Source organism: uncultured Victivallis sp., from assembly GCA_944389935.1.
Lineage (GTDB): Bacteria > Verrucomicrobiota > Lentisphaeria > Victivallales > Victivallaceae > Victivallis.
The window spans coordinates 17,277-35,863 of record CALXOE010000016.1 but is presented as its reverse complement, the minus strand read 5'-3'; the positions used below and the strand labels follow the sequence as shown (position 1 = coordinate 35,863).

15 protein-coding genes are annotated in these 18,587 nt (G+C 59.9%); 12 read left to right on the top strand and 3 right to left on the bottom strand.

The genetic code is table 11. From position 1 onward, the window contains the following. The first annotated feature begins 127 nt into the window (after positions 1-127). Genes Q0J85_RS06800 through Q0J85_RS06790 form a run of 3 tightly spaced genes read left to right on the top strand, consistent with a single transcriptional unit; the run spans position 128 to position 3,422 of the window. Entirely contained in the window at positions 128-1,231 is a 1,104-nt protein-coding gene (locus Q0J85_RS06800) for a cellulase family glycosylhydrolase (protein ID WP_294479529.1), read from the top strand. 5 nt (positions 1,232-1,236) lie between these two features. Then, positions 1,237-2,220 carry a helix-turn-helix domain-containing protein gene (locus Q0J85_RS06795; RefSeq protein ID WP_294479526.1) on the top strand — a complete coding sequence of 328 codons (984 nt, stop codon included), beginning with the start codon at positions 1,237-1,239 and terminating at the stop codon, positions 2,218-2,220. After that, complete coding sequence (locus Q0J85_RS06790) at positions 2,217-3,422, top strand: MFS transporter (RefSeq protein ID WP_294479523.1); 1,206 nt, start codon at positions 2,217-2,219, stop codon at positions 3,420-3,422. The genes Q0J85_RS06795 and Q0J85_RS06790 overlap by 4 nt, the downstream gene beginning before the upstream one ends. 138 nt (positions 3,423-3,560) lie before the next feature. Here Q0J85_RS06790 and Q0J85_RS06785 read toward each other — a convergent pair whose 3' ends face one another. Then, a complete protein-coding gene (locus tag Q0J85_RS06785; RefSeq protein WP_294479520.1) occupies positions 3,561-4,406 on the bottom strand; it encodes an MBL fold metallo-hydrolase in 846 nt (281 codons plus the stop codon). Positions 4,407-4,550: 144 nt separating this feature from the next. Here Q0J85_RS06785 and Q0J85_RS06780 point away from each other — a divergent pair, with 144 nt between their 5' ends. The 5 genes from Q0J85_RS06780 (at position 4,551) to Q0J85_RS06760 (ending at position 11,896) form a co-directional block, all read left to right on the top strand. Next, positions 4,551-5,678, top strand: a complete 1,128-nt coding sequence (locus tag Q0J85_RS06780; protein WP_294479518.1) for a radical SAM protein — start codon at positions 4,551-4,553, stop codon at positions 5,676-5,678. A gap of 19 nt (positions 5,679-5,697) precedes the next feature. Next, positions 5,698-6,837 carry a DUF2264 domain-containing protein gene (locus Q0J85_RS06775; protein ID WP_294479517.1) on the top strand — a complete coding sequence of 380 codons (1,140 nt, stop codon included), beginning with the start codon at positions 5,698-5,700 and terminating at the stop codon, positions 6,835-6,837. 170 nt (positions 6,838-7,007) lie between these two features. Then, complete coding sequence (locus tag Q0J85_RS06770; RefSeq protein ID WP_294479514.1) at positions 7,008-8,057, top strand: substrate-binding domain-containing protein; 1,050 nt, start codon at positions 7,008-7,010, stop codon at positions 8,055-8,057. A gap of 97 nt (positions 8,058-8,154) precedes the next feature. Continuing rightward, positions 8,155-8,892, top strand: coding sequence for a prepilin-type N-terminal cleavage/methylation domain-containing protein (locus tag Q0J85_RS06765; RefSeq protein WP_294479509.1), 738 nt, complete (start codon positions 8,155-8,157; stop codon positions 8,890-8,892). A gap of 10 nt (positions 8,893-8,902) precedes the next feature. Further along, positions 8,903-11,896, top strand: coding sequence for a hypothetical protein (locus Q0J85_RS06760; RefSeq protein ID WP_294479507.1), 2,994 nt, complete (start codon positions 8,903-8,905; stop codon positions 11,894-11,896). Here Q0J85_RS06760 and Q0J85_RS06755 read toward each other — a convergent pair. After that, positions 11,875-12,861: a LacI family DNA-binding transcriptional regulator gene (locus Q0J85_RS06755; RefSeq protein WP_294479504.1), complete on the bottom strand. Its 987-nt coding sequence runs from the start codon at positions 12,859-12,861 to the stop codon at positions 11,875-11,877. The two genes, Q0J85_RS06760 and Q0J85_RS06755, sit on opposite strands and share 22 nt — an antisense overlap. A 149-nt stretch (positions 12,862-13,010) precedes the next feature. Here Q0J85_RS06755 and Q0J85_RS06750 point away from each other — a divergent pair, with 149 nt between their 5' ends. Continuing rightward, on the top strand, positions 13,011-14,369 hold the full coding sequence (locus Q0J85_RS06750; protein WP_294479501.1) for an FAD-dependent oxidoreductase: 1,359 nt from the start codon (positions 13,011-13,013) through the stop codon (positions 14,367-14,369). A 34-nt stretch (positions 14,370-14,403) separates the two neighbouring features. Here Q0J85_RS06750 and Q0J85_RS06745 read toward each other — a convergent pair whose 3' ends face one another. Next, complete coding sequence (locus Q0J85_RS06745) at positions 14,404-16,446, bottom strand: glycosyltransferase family 39 protein (RefSeq protein ID WP_294479494.1); 2,043 nt, start codon at positions 16,444-16,446, stop codon at positions 14,404-14,406. Between the two features lie 181 nt (positions 16,447-16,627). On the opposite strand from Q0J85_RS06745, the gene Q0J85_RS06740 reads away from it, so the two are divergent. Genes Q0J85_RS06740 through Q0J85_RS06730 form a run of 3 tightly spaced genes read left to right on the top strand, consistent with a single transcriptional unit; the run spans position 16,628 to position 18,574 of the window. Then, positions 16,628-17,140 carry a hypothetical protein gene (locus Q0J85_RS06740; RefSeq protein ID WP_294479491.1) on the top strand — a complete coding sequence of 171 codons (513 nt, stop codon included), beginning with the start codon at positions 16,628-16,630 and terminating at the stop codon, positions 17,138-17,140. Positions 17,141-17,146: 6 nt separating this feature from the next. Continuing rightward, the gene (gene rsmH / locus Q0J85_RS06735) at positions 17,147-18,094 is read left to right on the top strand and encodes a 16S rRNA (cytosine(1402)-N(4))-methyltransferase RsmH (RefSeq protein ID WP_294479489.1); all 948 of its coding nucleotides are present in this window, start codon (positions 17,147-17,149) and stop codon (positions 18,092-18,094) included. Between the two features lie 54 nt (positions 18,095-18,148). After that, complete coding sequence (locus tag Q0J85_RS06730) at positions 18,149-18,574, top strand: hypothetical protein (protein WP_294479485.1); 426 nt, start codon at positions 18,149-18,151, stop codon at positions 18,572-18,574. The last annotated feature ends 13 nt before the right edge of the window (positions 18,575-18,587 follow it).

The window sequence follows — 18,587 nt, the reverse complement described above, 5'->3', positions numbered from 1 at the left end:
AGACCGGATGGCGTGGTGTGTCTGCATGGTTCCGGATTGTTACATGTTTCACATTTTATTCCTGTTTTTCCCTTTGCAAATCGCCTTTTTCTCTTTTATGTTAAGATAAAAACGGAAAGGTGCACGGATGAAAAAGAACAACCCCTTTGCCGGATTCCGCCGCGGAATGGGAATCGGCGGCTGGCTGACCAATTACAAGCGATTTCATGTGCTTCCGGAAGCGTGGCGTCATACGATCACGGTTGGAGATCTGGAACACTTTGAGAGCTACATCACCGAGGATGACATCCGGCGGATCGCCTCCTGGGGAATGGATCACATCCGGCTCGGATTCGATCAGATCGTACTGGAATCCTCTCCGGGAATCTGGCGGGAACCGGTTTTCCGGAAGATCGAGGAGTTTCTCGACTGGTGCGGAAAATATCATCTGCATGTCGTGTTGAATCTCCACAAGGTAATCGGCAACTACTGCGACATCTCCGAACCGGTTTCGCTGCTGGAGGATGAGGCGCTCCAGAAGCGTTTCATCGCTCTGTGGCTGGAGCTGGAACGACGGTGGCATCAGAGGGATTCCGTTGCGTTTGAACTGCTCAATGAGGTGCGCGACGTTCCGCCGGAACTGTGGAACAATCTCGCGCTCCGCACGATTGAAGCGATCCGGAAAGTGAATTCCGGGCGATGGATCATCGTGGGAAGCACCTGCTGGAATGCCCCCCGGACACTTTCCGCGTTGCCGCGATTCGATGATCCGGCGATCGCCTGCGCATTTCATTTCTACGAACCGTTTGAATTCACGCATCAGCAGGGGGTGCTTCAAGCGGGACCGCTCTACTACAACCGCAAAATGCGTTATCCGGGCGACGTCGGCCCTTATCGGGAATATCGGGAACTCGTCGGCGACGACCCTGCCCGGTATGACGGATACGACCGGATCGACCGCGCCTACCTTGCCGGAGAGCTGCGCCCCGTGTTCGATTTTCAACGGGAACGCCCCGAAACGCCTCTCTGGTGCGGCGAGTTCGGTACCATCCGTCACTGCCGTCTGGAGTACCGGGAAAACTGGATGAGTGATCTGATCGGACTGCTGGAGGAACACGATCTTCCCTGGTGCGCATGGAACTACCTGAGCACACCGAACGACGGCAACCGTTTCAGCCTGGTCGATGATGACAATCGGGAGATCCTCTCTTCGCACCTGGCGGAAATCTTCCGGAACGGATGCCGCAGGTGATGACAATGGAACGCAGAATCGGGAGTCTCAATGTCAATTTCCGGGAGATCGCCCGTGAACTGGGCTTGAGCCCCATGACGATCTACCGGGTGGTCAATCTCGATCCGTGTGTCAGCCGGGAGACCCGGGAGCGGGTCACTGACGCGCTCAATCGCTGCGGCTTTTTCACCCACCGGCGCGGAAAGCGGTTCAAGGTGCTTTTCGATTTCATCGATCACCCCTACTTGTCTCATTACGGAGAAAAGCTGCTGAACAACATCCGGGAGCTTGGTTTTCATTGCAGCCGGACCTGTTACCGCACCGCGCGGACGGGATTTCTCGACATGGCTGCCGTCAGCGACGTCGCGGTATTCATTTCGGTTCCGGACAGCACGATCATCGATGAGGCGCGCCGCGTTAATCCGGATCTGTATACGGTGACGCTCTCGACCCGGAGCAATGCCGACGTCACGCTCTCGCCGGACAACACCCGGGGCGGAGAACTCGCCGCCCGTCATCTGGCCCGCCATCGCCATCGCCACATTGCAATTCATCTCGCGGAGCGGCATCCGACCCGCATGGAGCGATGCAAGGCGTTCTGCGGTGAAATGCGATTCCTCGACCCCGATTGCCGGATCGACTTCATTCATGAGCGCAGAACGGAACAGACCGCACCGCTTCTGCGGAGCTACTTCGATTCCGTCGACCGGTTTCCCGACAGCATTCTCTTCCTCGCCGGGGAGTTTGCGGACTGCTATCGCCGCGAACTGCTCGAGCCGGAGCCGGAACGCTATTCCGGAATCGGCGTGCTGACTTTCGATCATCCGCTCGATCAGCGATTCGCCCATCTGGAGTACAACTTTGACTGCATCGGCTTCCGTTCCCAGGATCTTCTGGAGTGGGCGGAGTACTATATCACCAACCGGCCGATGATGAAAAAACGCACTCCGATTCACACCTTGATCGAAGTTCGGCTCGTGGAAAACGGCTCCATCCGGATGAAATCATGAACGAACAACGGAAATCGGAGTGGAAAGCAATCCTCTCCTCCTGCTGTGGGTTCACCGGTGAAGTCGCGCTCACCGACAGCGCGGTGATTCTGCTTTTTGCCGCCGGTCTCGGGGCCGGCGACGAACTGGCCATGCTCACAACCTCGCTTTTGCCGCTGTTCAACGGGTTGCTGTTGATTCCCATGGCGGCTCTGGCTGTGCGGTGCGGCGGCAGACGGCTGCTCAACATCGCCTGTGCGGCAGCTTCGTGCTTCTACTTTATCGCTGTGGCGGCGCCGTGGTTCGGGCCGGCCGCGATGCCGGTGCTGATCGGTGCGATCTCCCTCACGGCTTTCTGTTTGACCGGATTCATCGCCACCTGGTTTCCATTGCTTGAGAGTTTTCTTCCGCCGTGTCGCCGCGCCGCTTTTCTAAGCCGGATGAGATTCTGTCATCAGCTCAGCGGCGTGGTTTTTCTCTGCCTTGCGGCGATTGCAGCCGGAAAAAATCCTGCGATCTGGCGATTGCAGATCATCCTTTTTGTTTCGGGAGTCCTGTTTTGCGGACGGCTCTTCTGGATTCGCCGGATTCCGCCCTGTTCGATTCCGGAAAAGGAGATCCCCGGGATTGTCTCCGGATTAAGACTCGCCCTGGTCAACCGCCCGCTGCGGAATTTTTCGCTCTATCTTTTCGGGCTGAATCTCTTCGGTTACGCGACGGTTCCGGCGGCGTTGCTCTATCTGAAAAACGTCCTGGGGGTGCCGGACAACATTCTGATTCTCTTCTCGGCGGCGAGTCTTGCGGGAATGCTGGCCGGCTATCGGGCAATGCCGCATCTGCTCAGGCGAATCGCTTCGCAGCGGCTGCTGGTGATGCTTCATGCCGCCTACATCGCCGCGGCGTTGCTTCTCTCAACAATCCGCACGGGGGAGGCATTCCCGCTTTTTCTGTGCGGGCTGATCCTTGCGGTACACAGCTTCGCCACCGCGGCGATTTCGGTGATCGCCTCGGCGGAAATGATGAATCTGGCCCGTCCCGGAAACAAAACCATGGCAATGGCGTTCAGTGGAACTTTGTTCTACGGCGGGTGCGGATTGTCGCGGATACTCGGCGCTTTTCTGCTTGGAACGGCGTTCTTTGCCGGCGCAAACGTTCCCCGCTTCTTTCTCGCCGGCGCTGCGGCGCTGCTGGTCGTGATATTGCTCCGCAGGCAGGAAGAGTGACTCCGTTTCGGAATCGATCACAACCGCTGTGACGCTGCCGTGTGCAGGAGCGGCGGCGAACCGTTGCGTGCCGTCGCATCGCAAAGAGATGAAAACATCCGGGATACGATTCCCCTCAAGGGATGTCTCCGGCGGTACTCAACGTTCGGCCGGTTTCTGCGGCTCGAAGCGGTAACCGTCTCCAGATGAAACGATTCTGCCGATTCCTGGAGTCGGCAGGTGCATGCCGGCGATCGGCTTTGAAGCGGCGGCAGCCAGTTCAAAGAACTTCTTCCGGGCGCGGCACGCCTTTACCGGATCGATGTCGTAGGTCGCACTGAAATTCGGATGAGGAAACTGAATCGCCGCCGCATGCAGCAGATCGCCGACGATCAGCAGCGACGGCGTCTCAAACACCGTGTGTCCCGGCGTGTGGCCGGAGGCGTCCAGCGCCCGGATTCCGGGAAACACCTCGTCGTCGAACCGGAACGTCTGGATTCGTCCCATATAAACTTTGAGTACCTTGCGCGCAAGTTCTCCGCGTGCTCCGGCCGCGCCGCTCTGCCAGTAGTCGTGCTCCGGTTCGGAGACGTGTATGGTCGCCTTGGGAAAAACCGCGTTGCCCTGTTCGGTCAGCAGTCCGCCGATGTGGTCGCCATGCATGTGCGTGAGCAGCACGGCGTCGATCTGATCCGGGGAAATCTTGAGTGCTTCGAGCTTTTTGAGCAGAGAACCGCGTTCGCCGCCGTATCCGGTGTCGAGCAGAATAAGTTTTCCCCCGCTCCGCAGCAGATAGACGTTGACGGACGCGGGCGCCTGCGGGCCGCCGGCCAGTTTGAGAAACTCCTCCTCCGGGATTCCCGGAAAGAGGTCGCGCCGCATCGTCGAAGCGGCATCCTGAATCGCAATCACCTCAAGCTCACCGAACCTGAACGGGGCGATGCCCGTATCCGCCGCAACCCCCTGGGACAAGACGACGATTCCCGCCAACAGCCACTTGAACATGATTCACCTCCCGACGCGATTGGGGTTTCCGTAATATATTGACATCCGGAATAAATATAGCACGGTGAACCGCGGAAATCAAATCGAGTTTTTCCGGAGTTCCGGACTTGATTTCCGACTTCGCAAACGTATATTACCCGCATTATGGATGCTCTTGAGAAACTCGCACACCTTGCGGATGACTCCCGCTTCGATCTCGCCTGCGCCTGCGCGACCGGCAAAGACGAACACCGGAAACGCCGGTTGGACGGGAGCTGGCTCTATCCGGTCACGCTCGCGGCGGGCGGTACCGGCGTCATGATGAAGACGCTGCTCTCGAACGCCTGCTCGAGCGACTGCCGCTACTGCCCGCTGCGTCACGACGGAAACGCAAGGCGCTGCACCCTGCTGCCGGATGAGATCGCGAAACTCTTTATGGAGCAAATGAGCCGCCGGCGACTTTTCGGGCTTTTTCTCTCCTCCGGCATCATCGGCACGGCAGACCGGACGATGGAGCGGCTGACCGCGGCGGCGGAGATACTGCGCCGCAAGTACCGTTATCGCGGCTACATCCATTTGAAGATCATCCCCGGCGCTTCCGAGGCGGCGGTCACGCGGGCGCTGGAGCTGGCCAGTGCGGTTTCATTGAACATTGAGACTCCGGGGGAGCGTTATTTCCGGCAGCTCTCGCGCTACAAGAATTTTGAGAACGACATCGTCCGGGTGCTGCGTTATCTCTCCGAACAGACGCAAAAAGACGGTCCGCATGCGCGCGTGAAGTGCACGACGCAGTTCATCGTCGGCGCGGCCGACGAGAGCGACCGCGAGATCGTGCGTTATACGGGGGCGATTTACAGGCGGTTGAACTTCAACCGGGTCTACTTTTCCGCGTTCCAGCCCGGCAGGGACATTCCGCTGGCGCCGCGCCCTGAGACTCTGAAACTTGTGCTCTCGAACCATGAGCGTTTAACCCGCGAACATCGGCTCTATCAGGTTGATTTTCTGTTGCGCAAATACCGGTTCGAACCGGAGGAGATCACGTTCGGTCCGGATGGAAATCTCGATCTCGAGTGCGACCCGAAACGGCGCTGGGCCGAACTCCACCCCGAATTCTTCCCCGTGAAGATCAACCGCGCCGACCGCGAGGCGCTGCTGCGGATTCCCGGCATCGGGCCGGTTTACGCAGATCGGATCATCGCCGAGCGGCGCAAGCTCAAACTCTCGAATCTGCTTCGGATCGGCCTGATCGGGAAACCGGCCAGATGCGCGATGGAATATATCGATTTTTGTTGAATACAAGGAGATTGGAAACATGAACCGCAGTGAATTTCTCTCCACGCTTCTCCGGCTGTCGCGTCCGGTGCTTGAGGCCGGGGCGCAGGGCGCGCTCCGGGAGACCATGACGGTCGAGGGGCATCCGGAAGCGAACATGCGTCCCTACACCTGCTTCGAGGCTGCCGGCCGGTTGCTCTGCGGCATCGCCCCGTGGCTGGAACACGAGGCGGTCGATCCGGTCGAGGCGGAGGAACAGCATCGGGCGCGTGAACTCGCGCGCGGATTGATGAGCGCTCAACTCGACCCCGCATCGCCGGATTACGGAAATTTTGAGAAGCTGCTGCGGCCTCACTGTCAGAATCTGGTCGACGCCGCGTTTCTGGCGCTCGGGGTGCTGCGTGCCCCGCGCGAACTCGGCGAGAAACTCGATGCCCGTACCCGCGATCATCTCGTGCGGGTGTTGCGTCTCACGCGCGAGATCCGGCCGCCGGAGAACAACTGGCTGCTCTTCTCCGCGACGATCGAGGCGGCGCTGAAACTGCTGACCGGTTCCTACGACAATCTGCGCATCGACTACGCCTACCGTCAGTTCGAGGCCTGGTACGTCGGGGACGGGCTCTACAACGACGGGCGCTCGTTTTCGCTGGATTACTACAACAGCTTCGTCATTCAGCCGATGCTGCTCGAGCTGTGCGGAATGTTCCCGGAGCTGATCGCGCCGGAAGCGGCGGCCCGGACGCTCGCGCGGGCGCGTCGCTATGGAGCAATCCTCGAACGTGCGGTCGCTCCCGACGGGAGTTTTTTCGCGGTGGGTCGTTCGATCGCCTACCGCTGCGGCGCATTTCATCTGCTCGCGTGCCTCGCACTGCGGGAGCAGCTGCCGGATCGTCTGCCGCCGGGGCAGGTGCGCGCCGCGCTCGGAGCGGTGATCGGAAAGACACTCGGAGAGAATGCGTTCCGACCGGACGGGTTTCTGCGGATCGGCCTCTGCGGCAGTCAGCCGGGGCAGGGGGAGTGCTACATCTCGACCGGGAGTCTCTATCTGGCCTCGACCGCGTTTCTGCCGCTCGGTCTCGGGAAAGAGGCCCCGTTCTGGACCGCTCCGGAAGAGCCGTGGACGCAGAAACGGATCTGGAGCGGCGAAAACCTCCCCGCCGATCATCGGCTTGAGGCGTGAACGCATTTTCCGCATTCATCCGTCGCGCAGCCTCCTTTGGGGATTGACCGGATGATTGCTTTTCAATATTTATTCTTTTTTTCTTGTATCGCTATTGACATTTTAATATCGATCTGCTATAATTAATAGCGTGATGTCATGCGCCAGTGCAGATCGTGGGAGCTGCTTTTATGAACAAATCCGAACAACTTTATCAGAGCCTCAAAGAACAGCTGATTGCCAGTACGCCGGGCAGTTCCTTTCGGACGGTGCGGTCGATCATGGATGATTTCGGAGTGAGTCAGGCGACGGTGGCGAATGCGACCCGGCGGTTGACCCGGGAGGGGCTTTTGTGCAAGCACGGGCGCCGGTGCATGGAGGTTTCGCCGACAGTGCTCCGGTATCGCAAAGGGGCGAAGCCCGTTTACTGTCTGGCGGTGCCGCGCTGGCCGTCGGAATATTACAATATGGTTGAAATGTGTTTCTTGGAATCGGCGGAACAGCTCGGTTACGAATATGAGGTTCTCTATTTCGACTGGCGGCAGCATGTGCCGCATAAACTCGAGCAGCCGAAAGTGGATGGGCTCATTGTGATTCCGGCACCGAGGCTTATGGTTTCCGAAGATACGAATGCGTTGAACTCACTTGGGATTCCCTATGTGATTTTCGGGGGGCACTTGCCGGGGATGGCTCTGAACTCGGTATCGAATGACGAGGAGTACACCGGAGCGGTTGCCGCGCATCACTTCTGCGAGCTCGGGCATCGCAAACTGGCCGTGCTGTTTTCCGAGCCGGTAAGCGAGGGACTGCTGGCGCGGACGAAGGGCTTCCGTCAGTTTGCGGAGTTGCGCGGCTGTTCGGTCGAGGAGATCAATTGCGGTATCTCAGCCGGAGAGGATGCGGTGAAAAAAAACTATCTCTATTTGAAACAGCTCTGGGCTGAAAGGAAACCCGATTTCACCGCACTGTTCGTATTGAGTGATTCCACTGCGTTCAGCGTCTATCAGGCGTGTTACGAGTGCGGGATCGCGATTCCGGACCAGCTCAGCGTCGTGGTTGCGGGCGAAGCGTGGAATCTGGCGTATCGGGCGCCGGCACTGACTTCGGTCGGGATCGATCATGTCCGGCTGATCGAGGAGGCGGTTCGCCTTTTGAAAAATCCAGACCCTGAAAAATTTGAGCATGTTCAGTTGAAAGCGGAGCTGACGGTTCGCGAGTCGACTCGCCGAATCACCCTCTGAATTGCCCGCACGACGGGTGTGAAAACGTACTGTTCTGAACCGGATCAGGGTGTTCCGGTTCGAGCAGGAGACAATAACATTACAGGAGAGGACGAAAATGAAAAGAAAATCGCAATGTTTTACATTGATTGAACTTCTTGTTGTGATTGCGATCATCGCAATTCTGGCCGGCATGCTGCTTCCGGCGCTGAATCAGGCGCGGGAAAAGGCGAAATCGTCACAATGCGTCAACAATTTGAAGCAGAGCATGACCGGTCAGCAGATGTATGCCGATGACAACAAGGGAATGATGATCTGTTACAGCTATGATCCGCTGGATACCCGGTACGGTTATTTCTGGGCCCGGCTTTCCTGGGGAAAGGATGAAGACGGTCGCAATACGATCAAAGAGGGCGGCGGTTACATCTCTCCGAAAGTGCTGATGTGCCCCTCCTCGCAGAAGAACGGCGACTGGTTCAGCACTTACGCGATGTTCAACGATAATTGCGGATGGAGCGAGCCCAGAGAGCTGGCCGATGAGATGGGGTATTGCTTCTTCCGGCTCGATGCGGAGCACTCCAACAGTTATCTGCTCCCCGGGAAGATGAAGAATCCGAGCCGCTTCTTCGTGTTTACGGATTCCATCGTGCAGACTGGCTCGAATATGGGATATGCCTGTCCGGTGTTTCGGACCCGCGAGGCGATGGAGAACGGCGGGATGTACGCGCAGCACAACAATCGCGCCAACGTCGGTCACGCGGATGGCCATGTCGCTTCCTATTCGGGGGAGGAGGCGAAAAGTTCCCCGATGAAGATGACCTACTTCGTCAAGTCGAATCTTTCGCTGCTGCAGTGAGGATATCCGGATGAGAAAGTTTGCCGGTATGATCGTATTGGCCGCGGGGATTCTGGGGAATCTCGGTGCGGCCCCGATTCAGAGTGTCGACGTCTTCACTCCGGGGAAGGAGAATGCGCTGCTGCTGTTTCACCGCCGTGACAATTCGCAGATCCGCAATTTCCCGGTCTCCGGGAATCCGATCACGGTTGATCGGGCCGATGCTCCCGAGGCGGCCTATTTCGATTGTCAGGCGAATCCGGCGCGGAATGTCCCGGAGTTCACGAGGGCGACTTTCCGGAGCAGGGTGTTTCTGCCGCCCGGTCATCCCGTCCGGTCGTTCAACCTGCGGCTGATTGATGCCGACGACGAGGTGTTCCAATTCAGTGCGACCCCTCCGCAGGGAGATGGCAAATGGCATGAGATCGCGTTTGCCGTCGACGCCTCCCGGCCGGAAGCCGGCCACTGGGGCGGCGGAGCAAAGGCGGACGGCAAACTGACCATGCCGGTCCGTTTCCGCGGGGTGACCGGGGATTTCGCCGGGAAGACGGGAACGTTCGGAATCGGTGGAATCCGCTGCGACGTTCTTGACAGCAACGCTCCCGTCTCTCCGGAGCTGCGGACCGGCTCCGGCACTCCGATTCACGTGCTGAAAGCGGGAGAGGAAGAGAAACTTTCTCTGTTCCTCCGCAATCCGCGCCCGCGCCGGATGGCCGGTACTCTGAAGTGGAACCTCGTCGGGGTGCGCGGTGAATTGCTGGGAGAATCGACCGAAACGGTCGACCTCGCTCCGGCAGAGGAGAAGAGTTTCGCCCTGCCGCGCCCCTCGGCATTCGGGGTTTACAAGTTGAATGTCGAACTTTGTGACAAGGATCCCGCAGTGCGTCCGTTCCGCAGGGAGATGCGGTTCGCGTATCTGATTCCCGCCGGACCGACTCAGGGCCGGGCGGAGGGGTTCGTGTTCGGAGTCTGTTCAAATCCACAGCGGTACAGCGCGGAAATCCAGCGAAAAGAGGCGATGGCGGCCGGATGGTGCGGCGTCAAGGCGCTTCGCTCGGATGTCGGCTGGGATCGGGTGCAGCCTGCCGAGGGACGCTGGGAATTCGGCTTTTTCGACCAACTGACTGATATTTTCGGCGCGTACGGAATTGAACTCATGCCGATCTACTCCTACTGCGCCGGCTGGGCGGTGGCGAAAGGGTGGAAACCGCTGAACCCGGATTTCTTCCATCGCGCCCGTCCCGACTATGATCACTGGCGGACCTTTGTCGGAACCTTTGCCGCCCGCTACCGGGGCAAAATCCGCTTTGCCGAGATCTGGAACGAACCGGATCTGTACATGTTTGCGAACTTCCCCGAGGATGAGTATGTCCGGATGCTGGAAACGGCTTACGATGAGATCAAACGGGTCGCTCCGGAGCTGCAGGTTTTCTGCGGCGGATTCGCCTGTCTGCCCGGGCAGTCCGGCCGGGCCGGGAATCCCCGGGTGATGCCAGCGGTGATCCGTTCCGGGAAGTACGACATCTTCGCGTTTCACGGTCACGGACTTTTCGGAGGTTATCGCGATCAGATCGAGCGGCTTCCCTCTTACGGCAACCGCAAACCGTGGTACGCGAATGAAACGGCTGTTTCATCGATGGTCTGCGGGGAGGAAATACAGGCGCAGACGCTGTTCCGCAAGCTCATCTATTCGTGGGCGAAAGGGGCGCTCGGCTACAACTGGTACGATCTGCGCAACGACGGGTTCGATCCGGCCAACAATGAACACAATTTCGGCATGCTGACGCATGATTTCTACCCGAAACCGGTCTATGCGGCATACAACGCGCTGGCGAATCTCTTCCAGGGCGGGACGTTTCTCCGCGAATGCCGGATCGGCAAAGATCTGCACGGATATCTGTTCCGGGACCGGGAGGGCAACATGCTGCTGGCGGCATGGAGCGACACCGGCGACGACCGGATTCTGCCGCTGGCCATCTCCGGAGTCACCGGACACGCGGAAAAAATCGACCTGTACGGCAATCGCAAACCGCTTGCGGCGACGGATAAAGTGGTCACATTTGAAGTCGGTTCGGAACCGGCGACGTTGCGCGTCTCCGGCCAGAGCGAGGCGTTCAAAGTCGCCGGCGCGCTGATTCATCCTGTCGGCGGCCTGGAGGTCGTCCCGGGGGAGAGTGCCGCACTGGAGTTTGCGGTGTTCAATCCGGGGAGTACCCCCCGCAAGTTTCAGCTGGGGTTCGCGCTTCCGGATGGAATTTCCGCGGAATGGAATCGGAAAACGTTCGAGCTTGCAGCCGGAAAGACCGAAATCGTCCGCCTCCCGGTTCAGACCGACGCCGGATTCCGTTCGGCGCCGGGGCGGCAGAAGGAGCTGACGCTCTTTCTGGATGACGAGAGTTTCCGTTACCGGATCGATTCGGTCGCCAGGATTCCGAAACAGGGATATCACCAGGAGCCGGATTTTGTCCTCGACGCGGCCGGGCAGGTCTATGCGCAGGTTCCGAACTCTCCGGAAACGGCCCATTTGTTCTGGAAAGGAACGCAGGATCTTTCGGCGAAAGTCTGGATGGGGCGCGACGGAGAAGCGCTGCTGCTGAAAGTGGAGGTTCTGGACGACCGTCATGAGCAGCCTTATTCCGGCGAGGAGGTCTGGAAAGGCGACAACATCCAGTTCGCCTTTCTCCTGCCCGGACAGAACGAGCGGTGGGAAATCGGCCTGACCCGGCTCAAATCCGGGAACGGCGAGGTCCATGTCTGGCAGACTCCCCGCCGTTTCGATCCGGTTCGGACGGCTGCGGAGATCACGCTTGAGACCTCCCGGGACGAGAACTCTCATACAACCGGCTATGAGGCGCGCATCCCGTTCAAAGCCATCGGTCTGACCGATCAGGCGGGACGCGACGGTTTCCGGTTCAATCTGCTCGTGAACGACAACGACGGATTCGGACGGGAGAGTTTCATCGCGATCGGCCCCGGCATCGGCGAAAGCAAGGATCCGAGCCGTTATCCGGTCGTGAAATTCTGATTCCGCAGGTCGCGGACGGAATCGCGAATCAACAGCCTCCCGGGACAGGCGATGTCGCCGGGGGGCTGTTTTCGTTGCAGAAACATCTCGATGAGATCGAGCGCGTGTGCCGCCATCGCCGGGTAATCCGGCAGAAGCGTGGTCGTCGGCGGGGTCATGAATTCCGAGACGTTGCTGTACTCGCGCGAGAGGAGCGAGAGATCCTCCGGCACGCGCAGATTTCTCCGCGCAAGTTCTCCCTGAATCCGCAGCGCCGCGTCCCCTGGCATCACCACGAGCGCCGTGATTTCCTCCGAGAGCAGGCGCTCGAGCCGTTCCGGCAGCGTCCCGGTCCCTGCATAGGAGACCAGACGTTCCGCCCCGGCGATGCCGCCGGCTTCAAGTCGTTCCCGGAACAGTTCTCCGGTCCGGTCGAGGAACTGCCGCTCCTGTGCGACGGTGCGTTCGAGAAACAGTCCGATTTTCCGGTGTCCCATCCGGTTCAGATAATCGAAAATCAACCGCAGATCGGCCCGGGAGTCGGGATAGACCGTGTAGATGTTGTCCGCATGCGACCCGCGGCTCACGAACCGGACCAGCGGGATGTTTTTGAGCTCTTTCCACCGCGCATTGAGCTCCGGATCGTTCGAGAGGCTGATCGCTCCGGCGACGACCCGTTCGTTCAGCAGTTCGATGTCGTCGCTGTTGATGATCTCCAGCCGGCAGCCGCGCCGATGCACCTCCTCCTTGACCGCGGTGATCGTCATTGCAAGGTAACTGTTCATCGCGCGACAGCCCGTGATGATGACGCCGATCAGCATTCCGCCGGAACGCGGTTCACACACGTACCTGAGTCGCCGCGCCGCGTCGAGCACCCGTTTCCGGGTCTCCTCCGACACGCGCGGCCGGTTGTTTACCACCAGGGAAACCGTGCTCTGCGCCACGCCCGCTTCACGGGCGACCATCGTGGAAGTGATTTTTTTCATCGTGGTGGAACAATAACTCCGGAACGGTCGTTTGTCAAGCCCGGCTGTATTTCTTATTGATTTTTATCGACAATGAGCCGGGGCAGCTTCCTTGAAACGGGCTGCAACCGGGATATATTGCACCGCACATCACAGAAAGGATTTCCCAGATGAAAAACGTCAAATTCGATTGCCCGTGCGAAATCCCGTTGATCGGGGAACCAGAAATTCTTGTGGCGGGCGGCGGTCCTGCCGGAATCGCGGCGGCCTGCTGTGCGGCCCGGCGGGGACGCCGGGTTCTGCTCGTGGAACGTGAATTCTGTCTCGGCGGCACTGGAACTGGCGGTCTTGTCGGCCCTTTCATGACCTCATCGGATCCGGAGGGGAAGACGCAGTTGATCCGCGGATTCTTCCGCGAGCTGGTCGATCGGCTCATCGCCGCGGGGGGAGCGCTCGAGCCGATGAGTCTCGAAAACTGCGACGCCCATTCGTCGTGGCATGAGTTCGGCCACCGCAATCTTACGCCGTTCAATCCGGAGGTGTTCAAGCTCGTCGCCGAAGAGATGTGTCTCGAGAACGGCGTCGAACTGCTTTACGGCGCTCAGGCGGTCGCGGTGATCCGCTCCCCCGACGGCGAACGGATCCGCCGGGTGGTTCTCGCACTGAAAGAGGGAATGGCGGCGGTCGACCCGCACATGGTCATCGATTGCACGGGCGACGGAGACATCGCGGCTTTTGCGGGCTGCCCGATGCAGAAAGGCGACGAGACGACCGGGGAAATGCAGGCCGCCGGGCTCTTCTTCTCTCTGGCAGGCATCGATGAAGCCCGGCTGCAGGCGCGGAAAGAGGCGCTCGGCTGGGAGTCGATGCGGTTCGAGCGGGAGATCGCCGAGGCGGCCGCCAACGGGGAATACCCGATTCCTCGCCGCCGCCTCGGACTCTACAAGGCTGACGACGACACCTGGCGCGCGAATATCACCCGGATTCCCGGAGTGGACGGCACCCGTTCGGTCGATCTGACCCGCATCGCCATGGAGGGGCGGCGGCAGATCGGCGCGATTTTGAAATTCCTGCGCAAATATGTGAAAGGGTGTGAGGAGGTCCGGCTGCTCACAAGCGCGGCTGTGCCGGGCGTGCGCGAGACGCGGAGAATCAAAGGGGATTTCATCCTCCGGGAACAGTCGCTGATCGATGGAGAACTGTTCCCGGATGCGATTCTGATGCTGTCGAATTCTCGCGACAACCACTTCGGGCTCATCGGGAAATATATCCCATCGACGAGAAGTTACACGATTCCCTACCGGGCGCTGGTTGCACCGGGCCTGGAGAATCTGGTGGTTGCGGGTCGGTGCGTTTCATGCGACCGGGCGGTGCTTTCGGCGATCCGGGTGATGCCGCCCTGCTTCGGCATGGGGCAGGCCGCTGGAAACGCCGCCGCGCTTGCGCTCGAAACGGCGACCCCGTGTGCCCGGATCGACGTCGAGGAACTGCGCCGCCGTCTCCGCGCGGAGAATGTCGTCCTCCCCTGAGCTCCCGTTTCGCGGCAGAGGGGGGCATTCTCCGTTACAGGGAGGGGCGGATTCCGGTCTGAGTGGTTTGCTTTCCGGTTTTCCCGGGGGCGGGGGCTTTTTCCCGCTGCTTCCGCCGTTCGATCTCTTTCTCGAGCCGGGTGATCCGGCTGCGGAGTTCGCGTTCGCGTTTTCTGGCCGCGGCATCCGTGACCGAGCGCCGGAGATTGAGCAGATCGTCCCGGATCGATTCGAGCCGGACAAGTTCCCGGGCGAGTTCCTGATCGTTTTCCGGGTTGATCCGGCTGAGGATCTCGCTCCGTTCCGTCGTCAGCAGCGGAGTGCTGGCGTCGGCGGGCAGGACTCTGGAGCGACGGGATCCGAGTTTGACCAGTTCGTACGGCGTGAGCGGCACGGTTTCTGCGCGCGGCCGATAGCGGCTCGCATTCGGCTTGACGTCGCGCAGCAGCCACGCGGGGCGCGTGCCGGTCAGCATCCCGAGATCCTCCACTTCAAAGTGCCGGTAGAAAGAGCGCCGGAACCGGTTGACCTCCTGCGTCCTCCCGAGAAAGTAAATCTCTTTCCCCTCTTTTTGTTTCTGTTCAAAGAAGTTGCGCAGATACTCGTAGAGTTTGCCGTGGTTGAGTCCCCCGACCTCCCGCTTCAACCGCTCGGCGCGGGTTTTCTGGAGTCCGGCCGCCCGGGCACCGAGGGCGTTTTCGATGACCCGTTCGATCTCCCGCGGTGCGAGCAAATAGGAGGGATAGAGCGTCCAGCGCCGTTCATAGTCCAGTTCGTCGAGCATCCCGGTGTTGGCGATGATGACCGCATTTGCCGGGACTCTGTGCTTCACGGTTTCGACGATGAACGCTCTCTGGATGTCCGACGCATACCGCTGTTCCCCGAATCTGGTGATGCGGGTCCACGCCCAGACTCCCTGCACCGCGAACAGCAGCACGAGCGTCAGGATCACTGCCGGACGGTTGCCGATCCGCTGCAGAAGCCGCCGCAGAGAGAGCAGCGAGAGCAGGATCACCGCCGGGACGAGCGGCACCAGAAACCGCATCGCTCCCGTCGACTCTCCATCCGGCGCCCAGTAGTACATCAAATAGAGCCCGCCGGTCGGAAGCAGCCAGACCGCCCAGAACAGCAGCCGTTTCCAGCGGAATCGCCACACCAGCAGCGCCAGCACCCCCATCGGACCGATCACGAGCGTGAAAAATTCCGGCAGATAGATCTGGAAATTCTGCAGCAGAAAACGGGGGGAGAATGCCCCCGACTCCGAAGTCAGCGAGTATCCGCTCCGCCACGGTGCGCCGTAGGCCTGCAGATGGAAGAGTGCGAGCGCCGCATAAGGGAGCGCCGCTCCCGCCGCGAGGGCGGCCAGAAGTTTCCACCTCCGATTTCGCGGGGTCAGCATGCAGGCCGCCGCAGGAATGAAGATCAGCAGAAAATCCGTGTAGCGGATTCCGACCGTGCAGCCGATGAGAAATCCGCCCAGCGCCGCCCACAGCAGCGCGGCCGGGCAGTTGCGGCGGGTTGCCCCCAGCATGAATGACGCCATCCCCCAGAGGAAGAATGCGAGACTCGGAGTGTGGGAGTTCTTCGTGAGCCCCAGCGCGAAAATCACCGGGGAAAGCGCGAGCAGCGCCGCGGCCGCGAGCGCGTGGTATCTCCCCATCCAGAAGCGTGCGAGCGCATACATCCCCGCCACCGCGAGCACCGCGCCCCAGAGTGTCGCGTAAAATCCTCCCCCCGGACCGAGAAGCAGGTTCATCCCCGCGGAGAGCAGCGGATAGAACGGCGGATATTTCGGATAGAATTCGCCGCGTTCGTTGACAACCCACATGCTTCCGACATACTCCAGCGCGTCTCCGGTTTTGCGGAACGGGACGCCGTCGAGATTCAGAATCCGCCCCGAAGCGTGGTAACCGTTCTGATCGACTCCCCCCGTCACCGGGACGAAATAGGTGAGCTGCAGCCAGGTGAAGCCCGCCAGAAGAATGCCGAGCAGCAGGAGTGCCGGCACCCGTTTCCGCATTTCGGCTGCAACGTTTTTTGTCGTGTTTTTCTGTTCCCCGCCGGGTCTCTCTTCCATGATTCCGTCCTGTGTTTTTCAAAAATAGCATCGAGCCGTTCCGATTTCCATCGCAATAGCCTTGTCTCCAGAATCTTTTACGCCAAAAAAATCGAAAAATAATTGCCCGACAGGTTGAAAAAAACAAAATTTGTAGTAAAATAGGAGCAGATAGGGTTGATTAGGGGCATTTAGGGTAACGATGGCAGGCGGTGGTTCATTTACGGGTCTGTATCTGGGCGAATACGATCATGCGTTGGACGCCCAGTGCCGCGTCACGTTCCCGAGCGACTGGCGGAATCCGGACGGAGTGACGGAACTCGTGATGATTCCGGCTCGCGGGAAAGCGCTGGTGCTTCTGCCGATCCAGACGTTCCTCGATTTTGTGAAGAAGGCGACGAAGCTGGCGATTGCGAATCCGAAGATGCAGATGGCGCTGGCCTACCTCGGTTCGCGCTCGCGTCAGTGCCGCTGCGACAAGCAGGGGCGAATCGCGCTGGACCGGAAGATGCTTGACGAAATCGACGTGAAGAACCAGTTGAAGCTCATCGGGGCCGTGACTCATATCCGGCTTTCGGCACCGGAGCACTGGCGGATTCCGGATGACGAGGGGACGTTGAACATGTATCTGGATGAGATTCAGAAAGTCAGCGACGAGGGTGACGGCATCGCTTCGCTGCTGGCGGAGGCGATCCGGAAGAAAGACGAAGCATAGGACGATATGGCCGAAGAGTTTGAACATATTCCGGTTCTGGCCGGGGAGGTGCTCGAGCACCTGGTTTTTCCGGAGCGGAGTTCTCTGCGTCTGATCGACGGAACCGTCGGCGGCGGCGGCCACAGTGCGCTGCTGCTGGAGAAATATCCGAATCTGGAACTGCTCGGAATCGATCGCGACGACGCGGCGCTCGCGAAAGCGCGGGAGCGTCTCGCGTTCGCGGGCGGACGGGTTCGGCTTGTGCGTGGCAATTACTCGGAACTTGCGGCCCGTGCGGCCGAGGCGGGCTGGGAGAAAGTTGACGGGATTCTGCTCGATATCGGTGTATCCTCCCCGCAGCTCGATCAGCCGGAACGGGGATTTTCGTGGCGTGCCGACGGACCGCTCGACATGCGCATGGACCGTCGTTCGATTCTGACTGCGAGCCGGTTGCTCAACACGGCTTCGGAAGCGGAGCTTGAGCGGATTCTGCGCGAATACGGGGAGGTTGCGAAGTCGCGCAAGCTGGCTGCTGCGATTGTTACGCAGCGCGTGATCCGCCCGTTTGCGATGACGTCGGATTTCGTGTCGCTGTGTGACGAGGTGTTGGGGAAGAGCCGTCCGGGTCAGCTCCCGGCGCCGACGCTGCCGTTCCAGGCGTTGCGGATCGCGGTGAACGACGAGCTCGGAGAACTCGAGCGCGCTCTGCCCGCGGCAGTGAAACTTCTGAATCGTGGCGGGAGGATCGCGGTGATCAGTTTTCACTCGCTCGAGGACCGGATCGTGAAGAACTTTTTCCGGGACGAGGCGGCGAGCTGCGTCTGCCCGCCGGGGTTGCCGGTCTGCGTCTGCGGCAAGGTTTCGACGCTGAAGATCATCACGCGCAAGGCTCTGACCGCCGGGCCCGATGAACTTGAGCGGAATCGGCGCAGCGCCTGTGCGAAGCTGCGGGTCGCGGAAAAGATTACGGAATAACGAAGAAAAACAGGGATTCATATAGCAGGAAAGATCTAAGCCGGGGGAAGATCCATGAACATTCAACCAGGAAAACTCAAACAGCAGCGACGAAGTGCGCAAACAGCGAAAACATCACTCGGTGTCCGGCTTGCGGCTGTGCTGAAAATCATTGTGGTTTTCGCCATGATCGCCGTATTCTGCAACATTTCCATCTATCTGAATCAGAAGATCACCGAGACCGATCGCGCGATCCGCAAGACGGAACAGGAGATCAAACGCACCGAACGCGAGATCGCGCAGCTCCGCATCCGGCGCGAACAGCTTTCGAGCTGGGAGTACATCGGAGCCAGAATTGCTTATTTCAAGCTCGGACTGCGCGAACCTGCCCCCGGACAGGTCGGGCGCATGGCACTGCTTTCGCCGCGGCAGGCGCAGATGGTTCCGCTCGAATCGGTCGCTTCGGCGCGGCGGCCGTCGAACGCGGGTCGCCGCAACTGATCCGGAGAGGGTT